Source organism: Microbacterium arabinogalactanolyticum, from assembly GCF_030268005.1.
In the GTDB taxonomy this organism is placed as follows: Bacteria; Actinomycetota; Actinomycetes; order Actinomycetales; family Microbacteriaceae; genus Microbacterium; species Microbacterium arabinogalactanolyticum.
Genome location: NZ_BRZC01000007.1, coordinates 772,623 through 795,391 on the forward strand (window position 1 = coordinate 772,623; position 22,769 = coordinate 795,391).

General features: G+C 70.0%; 21 protein-coding genes. 6 read left to right on the plus strand and 15 right to left on the minus strand.

Features of this window, described 5'->3' with window-relative positions; genetic code table 11:
• Window positions 1–38 precede the first annotated feature (38 nt).
• Window positions 39–1,202: a hypothetical protein gene (locus MIAR_RS15260; protein WP_285637700.1), complete on the minus strand. Its 1,164-nt coding sequence runs from the start codon at window positions 1,200–1,202 to the stop codon at window positions 39–41.
• A 63-nt stretch (window positions 1,203–1,265) separates the two neighbouring features.
• Complete coding sequence (locus MIAR_RS15265) at window positions 1,266–1,826, minus strand: acyl-CoA thioesterase (protein ID WP_285638539.1); 561 nt, start codon at window positions 1,824–1,826, stop codon at window positions 1,266–1,268.
• 119 nt (window positions 1,827–1,945) lie between these two features.
• Here MIAR_RS15265 and MIAR_RS15270 point away from each other — a divergent pair, with 119 nt between their 5' ends.
• Window positions 1,946–2,452, plus strand: a complete 507-nt coding sequence (locus MIAR_RS15270; protein WP_285637701.1) for a GNAT family N-acetyltransferase — start codon at window positions 1,946–1,948, stop codon at window positions 2,450–2,452.
• Between the two features lie 62 nt (window positions 2,453–2,514).
• On the opposite strand, the gene pntB is transcribed toward MIAR_RS15270, so the two are convergent.
• The 5 genes from pntB to MIAR_RS15295 form a co-directional block, all read right to left on the minus strand.
• Complete coding sequence (gene pntB, locus MIAR_RS15275; protein WP_285637703.1) at window positions 2,515–3,915, minus strand: Re/Si-specific NAD(P)(+) transhydrogenase subunit beta; 1,401 nt, start codon at window positions 3,913–3,915, stop codon at window positions 2,515–2,517.
• A complete protein-coding gene (locus MIAR_RS15280; protein WP_285637705.1) occupies window positions 3,912–5,450 on the minus strand; it encodes a Re/Si-specific NAD(P)(+) transhydrogenase subunit alpha in 1,539 nt (512 codons plus the stop codon). The genes pntB and MIAR_RS15280 overlap by 4 nt, the downstream gene beginning before the upstream one ends.
• 141 nt (window positions 5,451–5,591) lie before the next feature.
• Entirely contained in the window at window positions 5,592–7,352 is a 1,761-nt protein-coding gene (locus MIAR_RS15285; protein WP_285637707.1) for a cytochrome b/b6 domain-containing protein, read from the minus strand.
• Between the two features lie 2 nt (window positions 7,353–7,354).
• Window positions 7,355–8,323, minus strand: a complete 969-nt coding sequence (locus MIAR_RS15290; protein WP_285637709.1) for an electron transfer flavoprotein subunit alpha/FixB family protein — start codon at window positions 8,321–8,323, stop codon at window positions 7,355–7,357.
• 2 nt (window positions 8,324–8,325) lie between these two features.
• Window positions 8,326–9,102 carry an electron transfer flavoprotein subunit beta/FixA family protein gene (locus MIAR_RS15295; protein ID WP_285637711.1) on the minus strand — a complete coding sequence of 259 codons (777 nt, stop codon included), beginning with the start codon at window positions 9,100–9,102 and terminating at the stop codon, window positions 8,326–8,328.
• Window positions 9,103–9,245: 143 nt separating this feature from the next.
• Between MIAR_RS15295 and MIAR_RS15300 the strand changes: the two genes are divergently transcribed.
• A complete protein-coding gene (locus MIAR_RS15300; RefSeq protein ID WP_285637712.1) occupies window positions 9,246–9,782 on the plus strand; it encodes a MarR family winged helix-turn-helix transcriptional regulator in 537 nt (178 codons plus the stop codon).
• On the plus strand, window positions 9,782–10,228 hold the full coding sequence (locus MIAR_RS15305) for an SRPBCC family protein (protein WP_285637713.1): 447 nt from the start codon (window positions 9,782–9,784) through the stop codon (window positions 10,226–10,228). Before MIAR_RS15300 ends, MIAR_RS15305 begins: the two co-directional genes overlap by 1 nt.
• A gap of 6 nt (window positions 10,229–10,234) precedes the next feature.
• Here the strand turns inward: MIAR_RS15305 and surE are convergent, their stop codons facing one another.
• Both surE and MIAR_RS15315 read right to left on the minus strand, forming a co-directional pair.
• Window positions 10,235–10,993, minus strand: a complete 759-nt coding sequence (surE, locus tag MIAR_RS15310) for a 5'/3'-nucleotidase SurE (protein ID WP_285637714.1) — start codon at window positions 10,991–10,993, stop codon at window positions 10,235–10,237.
• Window positions 10,990–12,024 carry a 1-phosphofructokinase family hexose kinase gene (locus MIAR_RS15315; RefSeq protein WP_285637715.1) on the minus strand — a complete coding sequence of 345 codons (1,035 nt, stop codon included), beginning with the start codon at window positions 12,022–12,024 and terminating at the stop codon, window positions 10,990–10,992. Before MIAR_RS15315 ends, surE begins: the two co-directional genes overlap by 4 nt.
• Before the next feature lie 96 nt (window positions 12,025–12,120).
• Between MIAR_RS15315 and MIAR_RS15320 the strand changes: the two genes are divergently transcribed.
• Window positions 12,121–12,564 carry a YdeI/OmpD-associated family protein gene (locus MIAR_RS15320; RefSeq protein WP_285637716.1) on the plus strand — a complete coding sequence of 148 codons (444 nt, stop codon included), beginning with the start codon at window positions 12,121–12,123 and terminating at the stop codon, window positions 12,562–12,564.
• A gap of 13 nt (window positions 12,565–12,577) precedes the next feature.
• Here MIAR_RS15320 and MIAR_RS15325 read toward each other — a convergent pair whose 3' ends face one another.
• On the minus strand, window positions 12,578–13,039 hold the full coding sequence (locus MIAR_RS15325; RefSeq protein WP_285637717.1) for a MarR family winged helix-turn-helix transcriptional regulator: 462 nt from the start codon (window positions 13,037–13,039) through the stop codon (window positions 12,578–12,580).
• A gap of 95 nt (window positions 13,040–13,134) precedes the next feature.
• Here MIAR_RS15325 and MIAR_RS15330 point away from each other — a divergent pair, with 95 nt between their 5' ends.
• A complete protein-coding gene (locus MIAR_RS15330) occupies window positions 13,135–14,595 on the plus strand; it encodes an MFS transporter (RefSeq protein ID WP_285637718.1) in 1,461 nt (486 codons plus the stop codon).
• 125 nt (window positions 14,596–14,720) lie between these two features.
• Here the strand turns inward: MIAR_RS15330 and MIAR_RS15335 are convergent, their stop codons facing one another.
• From MIAR_RS15335 to MIAR_RS15355, 5 genes are all read right to left on the minus strand, one after another.
• Complete coding sequence (locus tag MIAR_RS15335) at window positions 14,721–15,161, minus strand: putative immunity protein (protein WP_285637719.1); 441 nt, start codon at window positions 15,159–15,161, stop codon at window positions 14,721–14,723.
• A 5-nt stretch (window positions 15,162–15,166) separates the two neighbouring features.
• Window positions 15,167–15,943, minus strand: a complete 777-nt coding sequence (locus MIAR_RS15340; protein ID WP_285637720.1) for an enoyl-CoA hydratase-related protein — start codon at window positions 15,941–15,943, stop codon at window positions 15,167–15,169.
• 80 nt (window positions 15,944–16,023) lie between these two features.
• Window positions 16,024–16,911: a 3-hydroxyisobutyrate dehydrogenase gene (gene mmsB, locus MIAR_RS15345; protein WP_285637721.1), complete on the minus strand. Its 888-nt coding sequence runs from the start codon at window positions 16,909–16,911 to the stop codon at window positions 16,024–16,026.
• Window positions 16,908–18,095, minus strand: coding sequence for an acyl-CoA dehydrogenase family protein (locus MIAR_RS15350; RefSeq protein ID WP_285637722.1), 1,188 nt, complete (start codon window positions 18,093–18,095; stop codon window positions 16,908–16,910). Before MIAR_RS15350 ends, mmsB begins: the two co-directional genes overlap by 4 nt.
• Window positions 18,096–18,141: 46 nt before the next feature.
• Window positions 18,142–19,641 carry a CoA-acylating methylmalonate-semialdehyde dehydrogenase gene (locus tag MIAR_RS15355; protein ID WP_285637723.1) on the minus strand — a complete coding sequence of 500 codons (1,500 nt, stop codon included), beginning with the start codon at window positions 19,639–19,641 and terminating at the stop codon, window positions 18,142–18,144.
• Between the two features lie 247 nt (window positions 19,642–19,888).
• Here MIAR_RS15355 and MIAR_RS15360 point away from each other — a divergent pair, with 247 nt between their 5' ends.
• Complete coding sequence (locus MIAR_RS15360) at window positions 19,889–22,699, plus strand: immune inhibitor A domain-containing protein (RefSeq protein WP_285637725.1); 2,811 nt, start codon at window positions 19,889–19,891, stop codon at window positions 22,697–22,699.
• Window positions 22,700–22,769: the final 70 nt, after the last annotated feature.

Sequence of the window (22,769 nt, forward strand, 5' to 3'; positions counted from 1 at the left end):
GGCATCACGCTATCGCGAGTCGTGGAGCGGGCGCGTGCTCAGCGCCACTCCCAGCTGTCCAGGAGCTGCTGCAGCTGCTCCTCGCCGTTCGAGTAAGGAGTGGTGATGCTGATCAGGAACAGCTTGCGCTGGTCGCCCCCGATGTCGTACGGCTGGGGCGAGAACGTGGTCAGGACCACCTTCATCTGCGTCTCGGCCACATCGCTGTCGATGCGCGTGATGTTCGCCGGCACGCCACCGAGCGTGGTCTCCTCGTGCAGGCTCGAGATCGTGCCGCCGACCGTGCTCAGGTAGGGCTTCTCCAGGGCATCCACCGTCGCGCTCAGGTCGGCGCCGTCGGAGTACTGGGCGGCCGTGGCCGAGCTGACCGGCTCCACCGTGATCTGCCCGGCGGTCTCGCCGTAGCCGGTGGGGACGAAGTTGCCGCTCTCGTCGTACTCGCCCCACAGCTCGAGCTGGCCGTAGCAGTTGCCTGCCTCCTCCGCCGAGATGTTGTCGGTGAAGTGCTTCGGACCGTCGTAGCTCCAGCACGGCGTCTCGATGAGCTGGCCGGACACCGCCGCGGCCTCGGCCTCGTCGAAGGCGCCGTCGTCGGGGGCGGCCGAGGGCGTCTCGACGGACCAGGGATCGGAGGAGCTGCTCGACGTGTCGTTCCACGGCGCGACGACGAAGATCATGGTCGTCATGAATGCGCCGAAAAGCAGCGCGATGCCGGCGAGGATCGTGCCGATGATGCCGAGCACCTTGCCCCTGCCGCTGCGGATCGCGAGGATGCTGAGCACGAGCCCGACGAGCGCGAGGACGACTCCGACGATCGGGATCCAGCCGCTCAGGAAGGCGACGCCCGAGACGATGATCGCGGCGATCGCGAGTCCGCCGACGCCGGGGTTCGGGAGCTGTCCGGGGGCCGCGCCGTATCCCGGGTAGGAAGTGACGGGATAGCCCTGCGGGCTGTAGGCGGGCTGCTGCGCGTAGCCGACGTAGGGCGGCTGCTGCGGTGCCTGCGGCTGACCGGGCTGGGGCGCGCCATAGCCGGGCTGCGCGTAACCGGGCTGCGGCTGGCCGGGCTGCGGCTGATACGTCGGCTGCTGAGGAGCCGGCGGCTGGTTCACCGGCGGAACCGCGCCCGGAGGCTGGTACTGCGGCGGGACAGGCGGCTGCTGCGGCTGCGCGGGCTCGCCCGCGTTCGGATCGTACGACATGATTCCCCCTCGATGACGCCTCTCAGCTTAGAGGGGACGGTCCGCCCTCCGGGGGCGTGAGGCTCATCTCCAGATGCTGGGCGCCGGCTTCCTCGTCGGGGGCAGAGCGGATGCCGTTGCCCAGTCGTGGATCCAGTCGTCGATGTCGGGCACCCCGGCGGGGGTGCCGACTGCGGCGAACAGCTCGTCGTGGCCCACCGTGCCGCCGGAGCGGCGCATCATCCGGGCCCGCACGATGACCCGCGCGTACACCTCGCCGTCGACGACCGCGCGGTGCTCCATGAACACCGCCTTCTCGTCGTGACCGATGAAGCGGGACTCGACGTCGAACCGCTGCCACAGCTGCAGCGACTTGCGGAAGGTGACCGTCTCGCTGGAGACCACGGCGTACCAGCCGCGCTCCTTCATGGCGTCGAACAGCCCGGTGCGGATGAGCAGGTCCCAGCGTCCCAGGTCGAACAGCGACAGGTACCGGCCGTTGTTCATGTGCCGCAGGATGTCGATGTCCGTCGGGAGGGTGGTGAGGCGGATGCGGCCGACCTCGGCGGAGTCCAGCGTGCGTCCCCGACGCACGCGGCTCCGCGCCTGAAGGATGACGAGGAGGGTGCGCCAGATCACATTCACGAGCATCGACAGTAGCTATCGGCAACCACTGCCGCAATCCGGTTGTCGGATGACGACATACGCGTCATGCACGGTCCACTCGATTTCACCTGCCGCGAAAGCGCGCGTAGAGTCGCGGCATGAGCGCCGAAGCCCAGCCCGAGATCATCGTCCGTCCGGTCCGCGATGCGGATGCGGAGGCCCTGGGTCGCGTGCACGCGCAGTCGTGGCACGAGACCTACGACCACCTGATCAGCAAGGCCGCACTGGAGCGGATCTCCCCCAAGCGCCTCGCGGAGCTGTGGGTGAACTGGGCCCGCCAGGGCGAGGACTTCAAGATGAGCGCCGCGCTCGTCGACGGCGAGATCGTGGGCTTCGTGGGCTCCGGCCCCGCCCGCGACAAGGATGCACCGTCGCTGCGCGAGCTGTACTTCATCTACCTGCTCGATGCGTGGCACGGCACCGGCATCGGCCAGAAGCTGTTCGACGCCGCCGTCGACAAGGACGAGTCCCTGTACCTGTGGGTCGCCGAGGACAACCCCCGTGCGCACCGCTTCTACGAGCGCAACGGCTTCACCCTCGACGGCGCCGCTCACACCGAGCCGTTCCTGGGCGAGACCCTCACCGAGGTGCGCTTCGTGCGCTGAGCGTGACTGCGTGAGTGCGGCCCTCCCGGATCTCCGGGAGGGCCGCACTGTCTTTCCGTCCGTCACAGCGCGTGGATGATGTCCTCCACCCGCTCCTTGGCGTCACCGAACAGCATCTGCGCGTTCTCCCGGAAGAACAGCGGGTTCTGCACGCCCGCGTACCCCGCGGCCATCGAGCGCTTGAACACGATCACGTTCTCGGCCTCCCACACCTTGAGCACGGGCATCCCCGCGATCGGGCTGCCCGGGTCCTCGGCCGCCGCCGGGTTCACGGTGTCGTTCGCGCCGATCACCAGGACGACGCTCGTCGAGGCGAAGTCGTCGTTGATCTCGTCCATGCCCAGCACGATGTCGTACGGCACCTTCGCCTCGGCCAGAAGCACGTTCATGTGGCCGGGCAGGCGACCGGCGACCGGGTGGATGCCGAAACGCACGTCCACGCCGCGCTCGCGCAGACGGGCGACCAGGTCGGCGACCGGATACTGCGCCTGCGCCACGGCCATGCCGTAGCCCGGGGTGATGATCACGCTGGACGCGCTCTCGAGCATCGCGGCGGCGGACTCGGCGGTGAGCTCGCGGTACTCGCCGAAGTCCTCGTCGCTCGAGGCGGATGCCACGATCCCGAACCCGCCCGCGATCACCGAGATGAACGACCGGTTCATGGCCTTGCACATGATGTACGACAGGTAGGCACCCGAGGAGCCCACCAGCGCACCGGTCACGATCAGCAGGTCGTTGTTCAGGAGGAAGCCGGCCGCGGCCGCCGCCCACCCGGAGTAGCTGTTCAGCATCGAGACGACCACGGGCATGTCGCCGCCGCCGATCGAGGCCACCAGGTGCCAGCCGAGCGCGAACGAGAGCAGGGTGACGGCGATCAGCAGCCAGAGCTGCTGGTCCATCACGAACCAGACCGTGAGCACGAGGAACAGCACCAGGGCGCCGATGTTCAGGGCATTCTTGCCCGGCAGCACGAGCGGGCGCGACGAGATCTTCGCGGACAGCTTCAGATAGGCGACGATCGACCCGGTGAAGGTCACGCCGCCGATGAAGATGCCGATGAACACCTCGGCGTTGTGGATGCCGACCAGGTTCTCCGCGATGGGCTCGTGCGCCAGATACCCGTTCCAGCCGACCAGCACGGCCGCGATTCCCACGAAGCTGTGCAGCATGGCGATCAGCTCGGGCATCTGGGTCATCTGCACGACCTTGGCGCGCCACAGCCCGATGGCGGCGCCGACGAGCACGCCCGCGGCCATCAGGGTGAGCCCGAGCGCGGAGCCCGCACCGCCCCAGGCATCCGCGACCGTGAGGGCGAGGGTCGACAGCAGAGCGATGGCCATGCCGACGATGCCGTAGATCACGCCCGCGCGGGCGGTCTCATGGCGGCTGAGCCCGGCGAGGCTCAGGATGAACAGCAGGGCGGCGACGATGTAGGCGCCGCCGGCGATGGCGTCGACGGTCACTTGCTTCCGCCCTTCATGAACATGCTGAGCATTCGGCGGGTCACGGCGAAGCCGCCGAAGATGTTGATGCTGGCGACCAGCACGGCGACCGCGGCGATCACCTGCACGACGGGATTCGCGGCCGTGATCTGCAGCATGGCGCCGACGATGATCACGCCCGAGATGGCGTTCGTGACCGACATGAGCGGCGTGTGCAGTGCGTGGTGCACCTTGCCGATCACGTAGAAGCCGATCACGACCGAGAGCATGAGCACGGTGAAATGCTGCGGCAGCGGGGCGGGCGCGAAGACGTTCACGAGGAACAGTGCCGCGATGCCGGCGACGATCAGGCCCACCTTCTTCCCCACCGACAGCGGCTGCTTGGCGGGGACCTCCGCGGCCGCCTCAGCGGGAGCGGATGCCGGTGCCGCGGCGACCTGCACGGCGGGCGGCGGCCAGGTGACCTCGCCATCGCGCACGACCGTGACCGAGCGCTGCACGACGTCGTCGAAGTCGATCGTGAGCGCCCCGTCCTTGTTCGGCGTGAGGAGGGCGACCAGGTTCGCGACGTTGGTGCCGTACAGCTGGGATGCCTGCGCGGACAGACGCGAGGCGAGGTCGGTGTAGCCCAGGATGATCACGCCGTTGTCGGTGACGGTCCTCTCCCCCGCGACAGAGCCCTCGACGTTGCCGCCCTGGCCTGCGGCCATGTCGACGATCACGCTGCCCGGCTTCATCAGGGCGACGTCGGATGCCGTGATCAGGCGCGGCGCCGCGCGCCCCGGGATGAGGGCGGTGGTGATGATGATGTCGACGTCGGCGGCCTGCTCGGTGTAGATCTCGGCTGCGCGGCGGTTGTAGTCCTCGCTGGTGGCCTTTGCGTAGCCGTCGGTGGACTTCTCCACGGCGACGTCGACGGGCAGGTAGACGCCGCCGACCGACGTGACCTGATCGGCGACCTCGGCCCGCGGGTCCGTCGCCCGCACGATGGCGCCCAGGCGGGCGGCCGCGCCGATCGCGGCGAGACCGGCGACCCCGGCACCGGCGACGAGCACCTTGGCGGGCGGCACGTTGCCGGCGGCGGTGGCCTGGCCGGTGAAGAACCGGCCGAACTCGTGCGCGGCCTCGACAACGGCCCGGTAGCCGGAGATGTTCGCCATCGAGGTCAGCACGTCCATCGACTGCGCGCGCGAGATGCGCGGTACGGCGTCCAGCGCGAGGGCGGTGACGCCGCGCGCGGCGAGCGCCTCGACCAGGTCCGGCCGCAGCGCCGGGGACAGCAGGCCGACGAGCGTCGTCCCCGCGGAGAGCAGGCCGATCTCCGCATCCGTCGGCGGGTTCACCTTCAGCACGACGGCGCTGTGCCAGGCATCCGCCCGCGACACGATCGTCGCACCGGCGCGACGGTACTCCTCGTCCGAATACGAGGAGCGCGCGCCCGCGCGCTCCTCGACGGCCACGTCGTAGCCGAGTCTCAACAGGTTCTGCACGGTGGCCGGGGTCGCGGCGACCCGCGCCTCATCCGGCCCCTCCTGCACGATTCCGATCTGCGTCATCGCGATCCTTTCGTCCGGCGTCCGCGCCGGATTCACGTTTCGCTCAGACTACTGATCGGGGTGGAAGAACTGTCCCACTTCTCGGACTGTGACCGCTCAAGATCCGCCGTTCTTTACCTCGAAGAAAGACGGATGCGGAGCTCAGCGTCCGGACACCTGCCCGAACAGCTTCGCGATGGGAGCCAGCACCAGCGGACGCGCGGCGAACCAGCCGCCCACGATCACGGCGATCGCCAGCACGAACACCCAGAACCCGGTCCAGTTCGCGGCGTACTCCACGCCGTCGACCGAGCCCATCGACGCGAACATGTGGTTCAGGTTGCGCAGCGCACCGGTCAGGAAGACCAGCGCGACGTGCACGACGATGAACGCCACGAAGTACAGCATCACGGGGAAGTGCACGGCGCGCGCCCACTCGATCGGGTACGCCTTCGACAGCTTCTCGGCCTTCTTGGGCCACAGGCCCGACATCCGGAAGCCGGTGATCGCCGCGAGCGGCGCCGCCAGGAACACGGTCGTGAAGTAGGCCAGCTGCTGCAGGCTGTTGTAGTTCACCCAGCCGTTGTCGGTGGGCCAGTCGAAGGAGACGTACTGCAGGCCCGCGGACAGCGCGTTCGGGAAGACCTCCCAGCTGGTGGGCACCAGGCGCAGCCAGTGCCCGGTGGTGAACAGCAGCACGACGAACACCACGCCGTTGATCATCCACAGCAGGTCGAGCGACTGGTGGAACCACAGGGTCAGGCTGATCTTGCCCTTCGCGTTTCCCCTCGGCGTCCAGAACGCCGTGGGGCGCTTCTCGGTGCGCACGCGCAGGCCCGAGCGGATGATCAGCACCATCAGGAACATGTTGAAGAAGTGCTGCCAGCCCACCCACGGCGCGAAGCCGGGGGCGACGTCGACGTGATACTCCCCCGGGTAGGTGGTGAGGAAGTCCTGCATGAAGGGCGTGCTGAGGAACGTGCGCACCAGGAAGACGACCGACACCGCGAGCAGCCCGAGAGCCGCCAGGCCCAGCAGGCCGCCGATCGCCTGAGGCCATGTCGGTCGCAGCTTCGAGGGCTGCTCCTCGGGCTGGGCGACGTGGCGCGGAGCGGTGCCCGCCCAGACGGTGCGCGTGAAGGGCAGCGGCGTGGAGACGTCCGCTTTCGCGGATGCCACGGCGGCCGCCTTCCCGTCGACGACGGCGACCTGGCTCGCCGCGCCCGCTGCAGCCTCCTGGGTTGCAAGACCCGCCGAAGCGGTCTCCGCACTCACAGTCGCCACGGGTGCTTCTGCGACGCGTGCCACTCCGGCAGGTGGCCACGGGTCGCCGCCGGCGACGCGCGGGAGCCCGCGGCGCAGGGCGGCGCCGTCGGTCAGCACGGCGACGGGAACGTCGGATGCCGCGGACGGTGCGGCCTCGACCTTGGCGGCCACGAGTGTCGCCTGTGCCTCGACCGCACCGGATGCCGCCGACGGGACCGCTTGCTCACGCACGCTGCCGGTGCTGGCGGCGGGAAGCGGTGCACTCGCTGCGGCTGCGGCGGGGACAGCGGATGCCGGGGGCCACGCTTCGCCACCCGCGACGCGCGGGAGGCCACGACGCAGGGACGAGCCCGCTGCCGCTGCCGGGGCCGTCGCTGCCGGGACGGATGCCGCGGTCGCAGGTGCCTCGGCGGCAGGCGCAGCGACTGCACCGGAACCGGTCGAGGGAACCACCTGTTCGCGTGCACTGCCGGTGCTCTCGACGGGAAGCGGTGCGCTCGACGCCACGGCCGGCGTCTCGGCCGCAGCGAGTGCCGGCGCAGCATCGACGGCAGCGGCGGGCGCGACGGCATCCGCGGCCTCGAGCTCCGTGGCGGGAGGCCAGGGCTCGCCACCCTTCAGCCGCGGAAGGCCGCGGCGCAGCATCCGAGAAGCCATGGCTACTTCTTCCGTGCTTCGATCGCCTCGATCAGCTGCGGGACGATGGTGAACACGTCACCGACGATGCCGAAATCGGCGACGTCGAAGATCGGCGCCTCGCCGTCCTTGTTGATCGCGACGATGGTCTTGGCGGTCTGCATGCCGGCGCGGTGCTGGATCGCGCCGGAGATGCCGAGCGCGACGTACAGCTGCGGCGAGACCGAGACACCGGTCTGGCCGACCTGGTGCGCGTAGGGGATGTACCCGGCGTCGACAGCGGCGCGCGACGCGCCGACGGCGGCACCCAGGGCATCCGCCAGCTGCTCGACGAGCACGAACTGCTCTTTGGACCCGAGTCCGCGACCACCGGAGACCACCTTGGCGGCTCCGCGCAGGTCGGGTCGCGACGAGGTCTTCTCCTCGGCGGCGACCTCACCGGCGGATGCCGCGGGTGCACCCGACGCGGTGACGGTCAGCGCCTCGGCGACGAGCGGCGCCGCCTCCGCGCGGGTGTCGACGGCGCCGAGGCGCACAGTGATGACCGGGGCGCCGAAGGTGGGCGCCGAGTCGGACTGGAACGAGCCCCCGAACACCGAGTGGTGCGCCACCACGCCCTCGTCATCGCGCGAGACGCCGACGGCGTCCACGGAGAGGGCCAGTCGCTCCCGCACGGCGAGGCGTCCTGCGACGTCACGTCCGGCGATCGAGTTGGAGATCAGCACGGCATCCGGACGCACCTGCTGGTACGCCGCCTGCAGGGCGTCGACGATCGGGACGGTGAGCGCTGCGGCGTCGCCGTCGGCGGTGAGCACGACCTGCGCACCCATCCCCGCCACGGCCTCGGCCGCGACCGGCGAGCCGCCGACGACCAGCGCGACCGGGGCGCCGATGGACGATGCGGCGCCGATCAGCGCGGCGGTGCTGGGAAGCACCTCGCCGTCGGGCGCGACGTCGGCGAGGACGAGGATCGACTTCTCGGGGTAGCCCATGATCACACCAGCCTGTTCTGCGCGAGGAACTCGACGAGCTGGGCGGCGGCATCGCCCTCGTCGACGATCTTGACCCCGGCCGCGCGCGGCGGCTTCTCGGAGACGGCGGTCATGATCGTGTGCGGGGTCTCAGCCGGGTCGGCCGAGACGCCCAGGTCGGCGAGCGAGAGCACCTCGAGGGGCTTCTTCTTCGCCGCCATGATGCCCTTGAAGTTCGGGAAGCGCGCGTCGGGCAGCGCCTCGGTGATGGAGATGACGGCGGGCAGCGCGGCCGTGACCTGCTGCGTGCCGGCGTCGCCGGAGCGCGTGCCGCTGATCTGTCCCTCGGCGATCTCCACCGCGCTGAGCGCGGTGGCCTGGGTGAAGCCGAGGTGCTCCGCGAGCATCGCGGGGATCACGCCACCGGAGCCGTCGGTGGACAGGTTGCCGGTGATCACGAGGTCGGGCTCGCCACGGCGGATCGCCGCAGCGAGAGTGGCGGCAGTGAGGACGAGGTCGGCGCCGCGCAGCTGCTCGTCGACGACGTGCACAGCGGATGCCGCGCCGATCGCCAGCGCGCGACGGACGGATGCCGTCGCGGACTCGGGCGACATCGACAGGGCGACCACCTCGGTGCCGGCGTTCTTGTCGGCATAGGACAGAGCGACCTCGAGCGCGCGCTCGGTGATCTCGTCGAGGACCACGTCACCCGCCCCGCGATCGGCCAATCCCGTCTCGAGATCGAGCTTGCGGTCACCGTAGGTGTCGGGGACTTCCTTCACCAGGACGTAGATCTTCATCGAGCCTCCTCGCGCCTGTGTCGATTGTAGTCGGGCGCCTTCTGCCGCACCGATTCAGAGCCTGAAATCGGATGTCACTTCTTATGGTACTGAGTTCCGTCGCATGCTGCATCCCCGACGCCGCATGCGACTAACGTGGGGGCATGGCCCGCCCTCGCCCTCTGTCGATCGATCCGCTCGCCGAAGCGAAACGGCAATGGCTCGCGCACGGCTGGGACGATGCCGCCGACGGCATGGCCGTGGTCACCTCCGTCATGCGGGCGCAGCAGCTGCTGCTGGCGCGGGTGGATGCCACCCTCAAGCCCTTCGGAGTGACCTTCGCGCGGTACGAGGTGCTGCGGCTGCTGGCCTTCAGCCGGTCGGGCACGCTGCCGCTGTCGAGCGTGGTCGCCCGCCTGCAGGTGCACGCGACCAGCGTCACGAGCACGGCGGAGCGGCTGGTGCGCGACGGCCTCGTACTGCGCGAGCCGCACCCCCACGACGGCCGCGCCGCGCTGCTCACGCTCACCGAGACCGGGCGCGACCTCGTCGAGCGCGCCACCCGCGCCCTGAACACCGACGTGTTCCGCAGCCCCGGCATCGACGCCGACGATGCGAGCGCCCTGGTCGGCATCGTGGCCAGGATGCGCAAGAACGCCGGCGACTTCACCGACCCCCGACCGGTCCCCGATCCGCTCTGATGGCCTCCTTCGTCCTGGAGCGCATCATCGCCGCGTCGCCCGAGGAGGTGTTCGACGCCTCGCTCGACGTCGGATTGCACGTGACGTCCCAGAGCTCGCACGGCGAGCGCGCGGTCGCCGGCGTCACCACCGGGATGATGGGCGAGGGCGATGAGGTGACCTGGAGCGCCCGGCACTTCGGCATCCGCTTCCGGATGTCGTCCGTGGTCTTCGACGTCGAACGACCGCGCAGGTTCCGCGACCGGCAGACGAGGGGTCCGTTCGCTCAGTTCCGGCACACCCACGAGTTCCTGCCCGCCGACGGCGGCACGCTCATGCGGGACACCCTCGAGTTCCGCTCCCCGTTCGGTCCGCTCGGCCGGCTGGTGGACGCCCTGGTCATGCGCCGCCATCTGATCGCCGTGATCACCGAGCGCAACGACGCGATCACCGCGCATTTCGGCTGAGCATCCTCATCCTGCGCCGACCTCCGCCACGATGCCCAGCGGCACGTGCGAGACCGGGTCGAGCCCCGTCACGGTGATCCACCCGTCGGCGAGGAGGGCGGCATCGCTCCCGCGCACGGGTTCGCGAGGCAGATCCTCGACCGCCAGGCGCACGTGGTGCTCGTCCTGCTGGGTCAGCGTCGTCTGCACGATTCCGAACGGGGCGAGGTCGGCCTCGACCATTCCGCGCGACTCGGCCGTGTTGGGGACGTTGACGTTGATGACCGTGCCGCGCGGATGCCGCAGCAGCGCCGGCACGAGTTCGGCGGCGGCCTCGGCGGCCTCCTCCCACCGGAACGTCTTCGGCGCCAGCCCGACGTCCAGCGATATCGCCAGACCGCGGGCGCCGTTGAGGCCTCCGGTCAGGGCTGCGCCGACGGTTCCGGAGTGCAGGATCGCCCGCCCGACGTTGGCGCCGTGATTGATGCCCGAGGCGACCACGTCCGTCGGATCGCCGAAGGCGCCGCGGGCGGCGATCAGTGCGATCAGTCCCGGACCGCCGTGCACCGCGAACGCCGGCACGCCTTCCAGGCCCTCCAGGGTGCGTCGCTCCACGCGGATCTGGCCCTCGGCGTTCTCGGCCATGATCGACGCGCTCGATCCGCTCGACTGCGTGACGGGCGCGGCGATCGTGACCTCCATGCCGTGCGCCCGCAGGACGACCGCCAGCGCATGCAGACCCGGGGAGTCGATCCCGTCGTCGTTCGTGACCAGTACGCGGGTCATCGCTCCCCCTCGCTCTCGGTGCGGGGCGTCTCGGCGCCCGGCGCCTCGCGGCGCGGCGTCTCGATCAGGCCGGCCAGTCCGTCCGGGCTCACGCCCATGCTGCCGCCGTCGTCGTCCTCACCCGGGACCGAGACCCGGATCCGCCCGCGCAGCTCGGCGATGGCATCCGCGTCACCGGTTCCCAGGCCGTGCCTCGTGACGTTCAGCGCGCCCGCCGCCGCCCCCAGCGTGATCGCGTCACGCGGCGGTTCGCCGCGCACCATCCCCGCGACCACGCCCGCGGTGAGGGAATCCCCGGCGCCGGCGCTGTCGACCACCTCGAGGCGCGGCGGAGCGACCTCCAGCAGGCCCTGCTCGTCGAGGAGCAGCAGCGGTTCGGAGGCCCGCGTGACGATGACGGTTCCCGCTCCGCGCGATCGCAGCGAGTGCATGGCCGCGGCGAGCGCGTCGGGCGAGTCCTCGTCGAGACCGTGCGCGCGCATCTCCTCGTCGCTGACCTTCAGCAGGTCGACACCGCCCTCCAACGCCGCGTCCAACCGCTCGCCGGCGAGGTCGACCACCACCGTGCAGCCGGCTTCGCGCAGATCCGCGGCGAGCCGGCGGTAGGTGTCCGGCGGCAGCACGTCGTCGTCGGCCGGTCCGCTGAGGATCACGACGCCGGAGCGCATCCCCTCGCGGATGACGGCCCCGTACAGCTCGTCGAGCTCGTGCCGCGCGATCGGATCGCCGACCTCGGTGCCGATCTCGGCGCGCTCCCCGCCGCGTCGGTCCTGCACGTAGGCGGATGCCCTGCCAGGGCGTTCGACGCCGACCACCGTCATCCCGTCGTCCTCGAGCAGGTGCCGGATGACCTGCCCGGCCTCCCCCGCCAGCGAGCAGCACATCGTCACCGAGACGCCGAGGCGCCGCAGCATCCGCGCCTGCCACACACCCTGCCCGCCCGCGTGGATATGGATCTCATCGGCATCGCCCGAGTTCTCGACCGTCACCGTGAGGATCGGTGAGGGGGCGAAGATCGTCACGTCGCTCATGCCGGTGAAGCTACCCGGGCGGATGCGGGTGCGGCACACCCTTGCGCTCGGCGGAAGCCGTCGATCCAGATCCCGCCGGCCCGTAGTATGGCCGGCATGAGCGAGCTGAGAGCGCACAAGATCCTGCAGCCGATGGGACCGGCCGGCGCCATCGTGCTCGACGACGACGAGGTGGCGATCCTCAGCACAGCCAAGGCCTTCCCCGTCGTCGTCGCGATCGGCGGCCGCACGGCGCGGCTGCGCCTGGCGCGCATGGGCGGGCAGAACCTGATCGGGTTCAGCAAGGCGGTCCGCGCCGAGATGGGCGTGGAGCTGGGAGACGAGTTCGACGTCGTGATCGCCGCCGACGCCGCCGAGCGCACGGTCGAGATCCCGGCTGCCCTGGCCGAGGCGCTGGCATCCGATCCGGCCGCCAAGGCCGCCTTCGATGCCCTCTCCTACACGCGCCGCAAGGAGATCGCCCGCGGCATCTCCGAGGCCAAGCAGGATGCCACCCGCGAACGCCGCCTGGCGAAGGCTCTGGAGGAGCTTCGCGGCTGATCGCCGTCTGCGCTCAGGCCGAGTCGCCGGCGGCCTCGGCCTCCATCGCATCGAAGTACCGGACGACGGTCTCGAGCTCCTGCGGCGTGAAGAGCGCATTCACGCGCCCCATGCGCTCGAGGATCGGCGCGTACGGATCGTCGTCGCCTCCCCGGCCCAGCAGCTGAGCGGCGTGATCCGAGATGCGCACGACGACGCGCCTGCGGTCGGCGGGGTCGGCCTCCCGCATGATGAGGCCGTTGCGCTCGAGCCGGTCCAGCACGCGAGTGGTGGTGCTGGTCGGCAGCTCGGTGAGCTGACTGACCTCCCCCGTTGTGAGCCGATCACCGGCACGCGCGATCATGCCGAGCGCCTGCAGGTCGACCACGTTGATGCCCAGCGATCGGGCGATGCGCTCGTTGGTGAGCACGGCACTTCCGATGAACCGCTGGATCCGGTCGAGCAGTCCACGGGTCAGTTCGGGGTCGCTTGACATCCTCAGGGCGCCTTCCTACTATTCCCATATCGGGATAATCCCAGGTCGGGAATGTTCCGAGATGGAGACACCTCATTCTAGGAAGGGACCCCCCGATGGACAATCTCCCCCGCCGCGGCCTCGCCATCGGCATCCTGCTGTTCGCCGCGTTCATGGACCTGCTCGACGTGACCATCGTGCAGGTGGCCCTGCCGGCGATCGGGCGCGACCTCGACGCCGGCTCGGGTGCATTGGAGTGGATCGTGTCGGGGTACATGCTCGCGTTCGCCGCGGCGCTGGTGACGGGCGGCCGGCTGGGCGACATCTTCGGACGCCGCCGCGTGTTCCTGACCGGCATCGCGGGCTTCACGCTCGTGTCGGCGCTGGGCGCTGCCGCCGTCTCCGCGGAGATGCTCGTCACGCTGCGCGTCGCCCAGGGGCTGTTCGCCGCGCTCATGGTGCCTCAGCTGCTGGCCAGCGTGCAGGCGCTCTACGCCCCGCGCGAGCGCGCCCCGCTGTTCGGCATCATCGGCGCCGTGAGCGGCATCGCGGCCGTGGTCGGGCCGGTGCTCGGCGGGTGGCTCGTCGACGCCGACATCTGGGGCCTGGGCTGGCGCAGCATCTTCCTCGTCAACGTCCCGGTCGGCATCGCCATCGTCGCGCTGGCGGCGAAGTTCGTGCCCGACACGCGGTCGGCCCGCGCGATGCGACTCGACCTCGTCGGCGTCGCACTGCTGGTGGCCGCGATCGCCGGCTTCATGGTCCCGCTGATCGAGGGGCGGGAGCTCGGCTGGCCGGGCTGGCTGTGGGCCCTGGTGGCCGCCGGCGTGCTGTTCGGCAGCTGGTTCGTCGCGCACTCCGTGCGCCGGATGAATCGCGACGGATCCGCGCTGCTGCCGATGCCACTGTTCCGCGATCGCGGCTTCTCCGCGGGCATCGTGACGCAGGCGATGTTCCAGGGCGCGATGAACGCCTTCGTGCTGCCGCTCATCCTCTATCTGCAGCTCGCCCTGTCCTTCGACGCGCTCGGCGCGGGCCTGACGCTGCTGACGTTCAGCCTGGGGGCGATGGTCGGCACCGGGTTCGTGGTCCCCCTGGTCCCCCGGCTCGGCCGTGTCCTGGTCACGGTGGGTGCGCTGGTGATGGCGGCGGGGACGCTGGCGACGCTGTGGACCGTGACGAAGGGTGGAGCGGACTTCACCGGCTGGCAGTCCGCGGTGCCGATGGCCGTGGCCGGCATCGGGCTGGCGATGCTGATCATCCCGCTGGTCGACGTCGCCCTCGCCACCGTGCCGGTCGCCGACGCGGGTGCGGCCTCCGGCGCCTACAGCACGTTCCAGCAGCTGGGCGCCGCGGTGGGAGTGGCGGTGTCGACCACCGTGTTCTTCGCCGTCACCGGCGACGACTGGAGCCGGGAGCACGTGCTCGAAGCCCTCACCGCCTCGACCTGGATCTCCGTCGCGGGGCTGGTGATCGCGGCGGGCGCGAGCACTCTGCTGCCGGGCAGGGCCGCGGTGCGCGCCCACCTCGACGCCGTCCACGCCGCCGAGGAGCACGACGACGCGGTCGCGGTCTGAACGACGCGGAGGCCCGGGGCCGTCGAGCCGGGACTCCGCGGAACCGCAGCATCCACGAGGAGCTGCTCAGGCAGATCATCCACGGACCGAGTCAACCACACCGCCCGGGGTCCGCCTGCGCCCTTCTAGTCGCCGTCGTACACGTAGTGGTCGAACCGCTCGGGAACGTTCATGCGCTGCCAGGCGAGTTCCTCGTCACGCCGTGAGCGGTCGCCCGGGAACGCCTTGGCCGTGTACCGCGGCACCTGGCGGGCGTGCCCGGCCATGTGCGCGACCGCAGCGGCCTGACCGCACACCCGCGCGGCGGCGAGCGCCGACGGGTCCTGCGCCTCACGCGCGGCCGCGTGGCAGGCGAACGCCTTCTCCCTCACGGCCTCGATGCTCAGCTCGCCGCGCAGGAACGCACGCGCCGCGTCCAGGGCCTCCTGCGGGCGGGTGTCGTCCGGCCTCTCGGCGAGGAAGAGCGGCAGCATCCGCTCGGCGCAGGCGATCGTCCACTCCACGAGTTCGCGACGGTCCGACACCGAGAGGGTCAGGTCGGCGTCGTCCGGCAGCACCTCTGTCATGGCGCTCATCGGTGCTGGAAGTGAGGGGGGCGCTTCTCGCGGAAGGCGGCCATCCCCTCCTTCTGGTCCGCGGTGTCGAACAGGGCGGCGAACGTCGCCTTCTCGACGGCGAGCCCGTCGGTGAGCGACGTCTCCATCGCGGCGTCCAGCGTCGCCTTCGCGGCGTAGATCGACGGCAGCGACTTCGACGCGATGGTCTCGGCGAGCTTCGTGGCCTCGTCGAGCAGGTCGGATGCCGGCACCACGCGGGACACGAGGCCGATGCGCTCCGCCTCGTCGGCCTTCACCATGCGGCCGGACAGCACGATCTCGGCGGCCTTGTAGTAACCGACCGCGCGGATCAGGCGCTGCGTGCCGCCCATGCCGGGGATCACTCCGAGATTGACCTCGGGCTGCCCGAACACGGCGTTGTCGCCCGCCAGGATGATGTCGCACATCATCGCCAGCTCGCATCCACCGCCCAGCGCGTAGCCGGACACGGCCGCGATCACGGGGGTGCGCACGGCGGCGAAGCGGGTCCACGCGCCGAAGTGGTCGGTGGCGACCATCTCGGCACCGGTCTTCGACTCCATCTCCTTGATGTCCGCGCCCGCGGCGAACGCCTTCTCGGAGCCGGTGACGACGATGGCGCCGACGCCCTCAGCCGCGTCGAAGGCGGATGCCGCGTCCGCGACCTCCTCGGAGACCTGACCGTTCAGGGCGTTGAGCGCCTGCGGCCGGTTGAGGGTGATCCAGCCCACCCGTCCTCGCTGTTCGACGAGGATCGTCTCGTACTCGGCCATGTGTCACTCCCCTCAGCCGCAGCACTGCGGCACGATCAGTATTCCAGGTGGGAACCTTTCCGGTTCCTGAACGGGAGGGGTCAGACGTCACCCTTGCGGATGTCTGTGATGATCCCCGAGAAGTCCCGTCCGGCGCCCTCGCCCGCGGCGAACGCGGCGTAGATCTCCTGCGCGAGGCGGCCCATCCTGGCATCCGTCGACGTCTGCTCGATCGCCTGGAGCGCGAGCCCCAGATCCTTCGCCATCAGGGCGCCGGCGAAGCCGGGCTGGTAATCGCGGTTCGCCGGGCTGGTGGGCACGGGGCCCGGCACGGGGCAGTTGGTGGTCAGCGCCCAGCACTGGCCGGATGCCTGGGACACGACGTCGTACATGGCCTGGTGCTCCAGCCCCAGGCGCTCCGCCAGCACGAACGCCTCGGCGACCGCGATCTGCGAGATGCCCAGGATCATGTTGTTGCACACCTTCGCGGCCTGGCCGAGCCCCGGCCCGCCGCAGTGCACGATGCGCTTGCCCATGGCCTCGAGCAGCGGAAGGGCCGCCTCGAAGTCCTCGTCCGCCCCGCCGACCATGAACGCCAGCGTGCCGGCCTCCGCGCCGACGACACCGCCCGAGACCGGGGCGTCGACGTTGCGATGCCCGGCGTCGATCGCCAGCTGATGCGCCGTGCGCGCCTCGTCGACGGCGATCGTGGACGACTCGATGAACAGCGTGCCCGGCGCGGCGGCGGCCAGCAGCTCTTCCTGGTATGCGGCGATCACGTGCTTCCCGGCGGGGAACATCGTGATGACGACCTCGGCGTCGTGCACGGCATCCGCTCCGCTGTCCGCGACGGGGATGCCGGCGGCGCGCGCGGCGTCGATCGCGGCGGGCACGAGGTCGAAGCCGTGCACCTTGTGACCGGCCTTCACCAGGTTCACGGCCATGGGCAGGCCCATGTGACCGAGCCCCAGGAAGGCGATACGGGTCATGATGCGCTCCGCATCTGGTTCGAGCCGGCGGGGCGCAGCATCTCGCGTCCGACGATGAGTCGCATGATCTCGTTCGTCCCTTCCAGGATCTGATGCACGCGCAGGTCGCGCACGACCTTCTCGACCCCGTAGTCCTGAAGGTACCCGTAGCCGCCGTGCAGCTGAAGGGCCTTGTTGGCGATCTCGAAGCCGGCGTCCGTGGCGAATCGCTTCGCCATGGCGCAGCGCATCGTGGCATCCGGCGCCTTCGCGTCGACGGCCTCGGCGCCGTCGCGCACCATCAGGCGCGCGGCCTGCAGCTCGGTGCGCATGTCGGCGATCGTGAACAGGATCGACTGCTTCTCGGAGAGGGGCTCGCCGAACGCGACGCGCTCGTGCACGTACTGCACGGCCTTCTCCAGAGCCCAGGCCGCACCGCCCAGCGAGCAGGCGGCGATGTTGAGCCGGCCGCCGTTGAGTGCCGACATCGCGATCGCGAAGCCCTTGCCCTCCTCGCCGAGCATCGCGGATGCGGGCACCCGCACGCCGTCGAAGATCACCTGGCGGGTGGGCTGGGCATGCCAGCCCATCTTCTTCTCCGGCGCGCCGAAGCTCAGGCCTGCAGCATCTCCGGGGACGAGGAACGCGCTGATCCCGCGCGCCCCCGAGCCGGCTCCGCCGGTGCGGGCCATGACCACGTAGACGCCGGCCTCGCCCGCGCCCGAGATGAACTGCTTGACGCCCGTGAGCAGATAGTCGTCGCCGTCGCGCACCGCACTCGTGGCGATGTTCGCGGCATCCGACCCGGCACCGGGCTCGGTCAGGCAGTAGCCGCCGAACTGCTCCATGGCGGTCAGGCCCGGCAGCCAGCGGCCGCGCTGCGCGTCGTCGCCGTAGGTGTCGATCATCCACACCACCATGTTGTGGATCGAGATGTAGGCAGCGACCGCCGGGTCGCCCTTGGCGAGCTCCTCGAAGATCGCGACGGTGTCCACGCGGCCCAGGCCCGTTCCGCCGAACTCCTCGCGCACGTAGATGCCGCCCAGGCCCAGCTCGCCCGCCCTGTTGAGCGTCTCGCGGGGGAAGATGTGCTTCTCGTCGCGCTCGGCGGCGTGGGGCGCGAGCTCGGACTCGGCGAAGTCGCGCACGGCGCCGAGGATCGCCTCGCGCTCCTCGGCGGTGACGGTGCTGTCGATCATGGTCATTTCTCTCGGTCCTCGGATCTCGGGGATGTGTGCGGCAGGGGCGGGGTCACATCGTGGGCATGACGAAGCTGGCGCCCTCGCGCACGCCATGCGACGGCCAGCGGCTGGTCACGGTCTTGGTCTTCGTGTAGAAGCGGAAGCCGTCGGCTCCGTGCTGGTTCAGGTCGCCGAACCCGGACGCCTTCCAGCCGCCGAAGGTGAAGTAGGCGATCGGCACCGGGATCGGGACGTTGACGCCGACCATCCCGACGTTCACGCGGGCCGCGAAGTCGCGGGCCGCGTCGCCGTCGCGGGTGAAGATGCCGACGCCGTTGCCGTAGGGGTTGTCGGATGCCAGTGCCAGTGCCTCCTCGTAGTCCGCCGCGCGCACGACCGAGAGCACCGGGCCGAAGATCTCCTCGCGGTAGATCGACATGTCGGTGGTGACGTGGTCGAACAGGGTGGGTCCGAGGTAGAACCCGTTCTCGTAGCCCTCGACCACCAGGCCGCGACCGTCGGCGACGAGCGTGGCGCCGGCGTCGACGCCCTCCTGGATGAGGCCCTCGACGCGCGCCTTCGACGCGGCGGAGACCAGGGGGCCGTAGTCGACGCCGTCCTGCATGCCGGGTCCGACCTTCAGCTCGCCCAGGCGCTCGGCGATCTTCGCGACCAGCGCGTCGGCGGTCTCCTCGCCCACCGGGACGGCGACCGAGATGGCCATGCAGCGCTCGCCGGCCGAGCCGAAGCCGGAGCCGATCAGCGCGTCGGCGGCCTGGTCGAGATCGGCGTCGGGCAGCACGATCAGGTGGTTCTTGGCCCCGCCGAAGCACTGCGCGCGCTTGCCGTTGGCTGCGGCGGTCGAGTAGATGTATTCGGCGATCGGCGTGGAGCCGACGAACCCGACGGCCTGGATGCGCGGGTCGGTGAGGATCGTGTCGACCGCCACCTTGTCACCGTGCACGACGTTGAGGATGCCCGCGGGCAGGCCCGCCTCGAGGAACAGCTCGGCGAGGCGCACCGGCACGGAGGGGTCGCGCTCGGAGGGCTTGAGCACGAAGGCGTTGCCGCTGGCGATCGCGGGTCCGGCCTTCCACAGCGGGATCATGGCGGGGAAGTTGAACGGCGTGATGCCGGCGACCACACCGAGCGGCTGGCGCATCGAGTACACGTCGATGCCGGTGCCGACCTCGGTGGAGTACTCGCCCTTGAGCATGTGCGGGGCGCCGATGCAGAACTCGATCACATCGAGTCCGCGGATGATGTCGCCCTTGGCGTCCTCGAAGGTCTTGCCGTGCTCGCTGGAGAGCAGGGCGGCCAGTTCGTCCATGTTCTGGTGCACGAGTTCGACGAAGCGCATCATCACGCGGGCGCGCTTCTGCGGGTTGGTGGCGGCCCACCCCGGCTGCGCGTCGGCGGCGTTCTCGATGACCGCGCGCACCTCGTCGGCCGTGGCCAGCGGAACACGCGCCTGCACCTCTCCTGTGCTCGGATCGAACACGTCGGCGACGCGCCCACCGGTGGGTTCGAGCGACTTTCCGCCTACGAAATGGGGGATGTAACGAGTCATTGTGCTGACACTCCTCTGCGCCTTCTTTGGCACAGTGATCATGCTAGTCGGCACACAGGGCATTTACTAGGGCTTCCTACTAACTGGCGCATCGGACACTCCGCATAGACGAATGTCTACTTTTTCCCTCGCACCACTTCCTTTGAACCGGCTGAGCACGATAGACAGTCCCCGGGCGTCCACCCGGCGCCCGCCGATCGCGGTGCCGCGAAGACCCTTCGCGCCGCCGTGTGAAAGGAGAGATTCGATGTCAGAACGGAATGCCCGAGCGCGACGACGCGCCCTGGCGACGACTTCAGCGTTCGCGCTGGCGGCCGCAGGCCTGGTGGCCTTCGGCTCCGGCACGGCGAACGCTGCGTCGACGAGCACGGACGCGCCGCCGCCCACCGCCACGATCGGTGCCGACGAGTACTACATGAACTACGTCGCACCGCGTGCGGAGGAGGCCTTCGACCACGTGGCCGACACCGCCGTCGCCACCGCGAAGGGTGCCGTCAAGGCGCCCCTCAGCGCGCACGCGCTCGAGAAGGCGAAGCAGACCGACCAGAAGTTCGCCCAGGGCAACCCGAAGGCCGCCGAGCAGCTGGCCAAGACCGAGGCGAAGGCCATCAAGACCGGCAAGAGCCCCAAGAACCTGAAGAAGTCGAAGACCACCCAGCAGGCGAAGCTGCTGACGATCCTGGTCGAGTTCGACGGCAGCGAGGACTTCAGCGACCTGTACGTGCCGACCGAGTTCGGCGCGACGACCTGCAAGCCCGGCGCGATGCAGGGCCCGACGCTCCACAACGGCATCCCGAACCCGGCGGATGCCGCGCACGAGGACAACAACACGATGTGGGTGCCCGACTTCTCGAGCGAGCACTTCAACAAGATGCTCTTCACCGAGGACGGCATCACCGAGCGCGTGCGCACGGATCTGACCGGACCCGACGGCAAGCCCGGCTTCGACATCTCCGGCTACACCATGAAGAACATGTACGAGGAGATGTCCCGCGGGGCGTACACCCTCACCGGTGAGGCGACGCCCTGGGTCAAGGTCCCGCACTCCGAGGGCTACTACGGCGCGACCGTCTGCCACAAGAACGAGGCCGGCGAGTGGGAGGCCGGGCCCATGCAGGACCAGCAGGGGCACCCGGACAACCCGCTCGGCCCCGGGCAGCTGCCCATCGATGCGGTGGCGGCGCTCGCGGCGCAGAACCCGGACTTCCCCTGGGCCGACTACGACATCGAGGACCAGGGCGATCGCGACGGCGACGGCAACGTGAACGAGCCCGACGGCGTGATCGACCACGTGGTGCTCGTGCACGCCGGTGAGGACAAGTCCGGCGGCGGCGGCGCCGAGGGCACGTACGCGATCTGGGCGCACTCCTCGGCGGTGGCCGGCGGCGCGACCATCCCCGGCACGAACCTCAAGCTGTCGAACTACATCGTGCAGCCGGAGAACTCCGGTGTCGGCGTCTTCGCGCACGAGTACGGCCACGACCTCGGCCTGCCCGACCTGTACGACACGTCCAACGCGGGCAACTCGGACATCGACTTCTGGGACCTGATGAGCTCCGGCTCGCACTCCGGCCCCATCTTCCAGTCAATGCCCACGCACATGGGCCTCTGGGACAAGTGGGTGCTGGGCTGGGCCGACCCCAAGGTCGTGAACCCCGGTGATGACACCACCACGATCAAGGTCGGCCAGACCTCCCGCCCCGCGAAGGGCACCGAGGACGGCATCAAGGTCAACCTGCCCGACAAGAAGATCGTGCTGGCGACCCCGCACAGCGGATCCGAGATGTGGTACTCCGGCGCCGACCAGGACTGGGCGGACGTCCGTCTGACCCGCTCGATCGACGACGTTCCCGCGAACGCGCAGTTCTCGATGTGGAACAACTACGTCATCGAGGAGGACTGGGACTACGGCTACGTCGAGGTCTCGACCGACGGCGGCTCCACCTGGACCGAGCAGAAGGTCTACGACGAGTCCGGCGCGCTGGTCTCCACCGATGACGGGTACAGCGACCCCAACGGCCGCATGCAGGACTTCGGCGGCAAGAAGTACGGTCTGACCGGCTCCAGCAACGGCTGGCGGCACGACCACGTCGACCTGTCGGCGTACGCGGGCCAGGACATCCAGCTGCGACTGCGTCAGGCGACGGATGCCGCGTTCGAGGAGCGCAACTGGTTCTCGGACGACTTCGCGCTAACCAGCGACGGGAACACCGTCTGGAGCGATGACGTCGAGTCCGGCGACAACGGCTGGACCGCGACCGTCGCGTCCTTCGCCGACACCACCGGCGCCGGCTGGCACCGCGACAGCGGAACCCAGGTCAAGGCGCAGTACTACCTGGTCGAGTGGCGCAACATGGACGGCTTCGACAAGGGCCTGAAGTACGGCTACACGACGGTGTACAGCGATGAGGCCTGGAAGGTCGAGAAGGTCCCCTACAACGCCCCCGGTGCGCTGATCTGGTACCGCGACGCGATGTACGGCACCTCGAACCAGGTCACCTCGAACCTGACGAGCCTGCCGAGCTACGGCGCGAAGGGCGGCCTGCTCCTGGTGGACAGCCACTTCGACCCGCTGCGCCGCACGGGCGCGGAGGCGGCTCTGGACCCGTCGCTGCTGAAGAACATCTCCAGCCGCGCCCAGTCCTCGAACGCCGCCTTCGGCCTGCAGCCGACCTACGCGTTCAAGGACTGCCTGGTCGACGCCTCCTACAACGAGGCGTGCACCACGCTCGCGCCGCAGCCTGCCGTGAGCAGCTTCACCGACGACAAGGGCTGGGTCCCCGGTCTCGAGCTGCGCGACGGGTCGCTGTACTACCGCCTGCGCGACGCATCGGTGGTCGTGCCCTCGGTCGGCGGTGCGCCGTACACCACGCGCATCGTCAACCCCGACGGCACTCCGGCCACCGGCCTGTTCGGCGTCAAGGTGGGCAACACCGTGCTCGGCACCGGCAACCCCGCCGACTCGGGCGTGGGCTACGGCACCGTCATCACGGTGAAGAAGTCGATGCAGAACAACACCGCGGCGCTCATCTCGGTGACGCCACCGGCCGCGGGCTGATCCCGCACCGGGCCTGAGCGATCAGCCCGAACCGGAAGCGCCGGTCCCTCACGGGGCCGGCGCTTTCGGT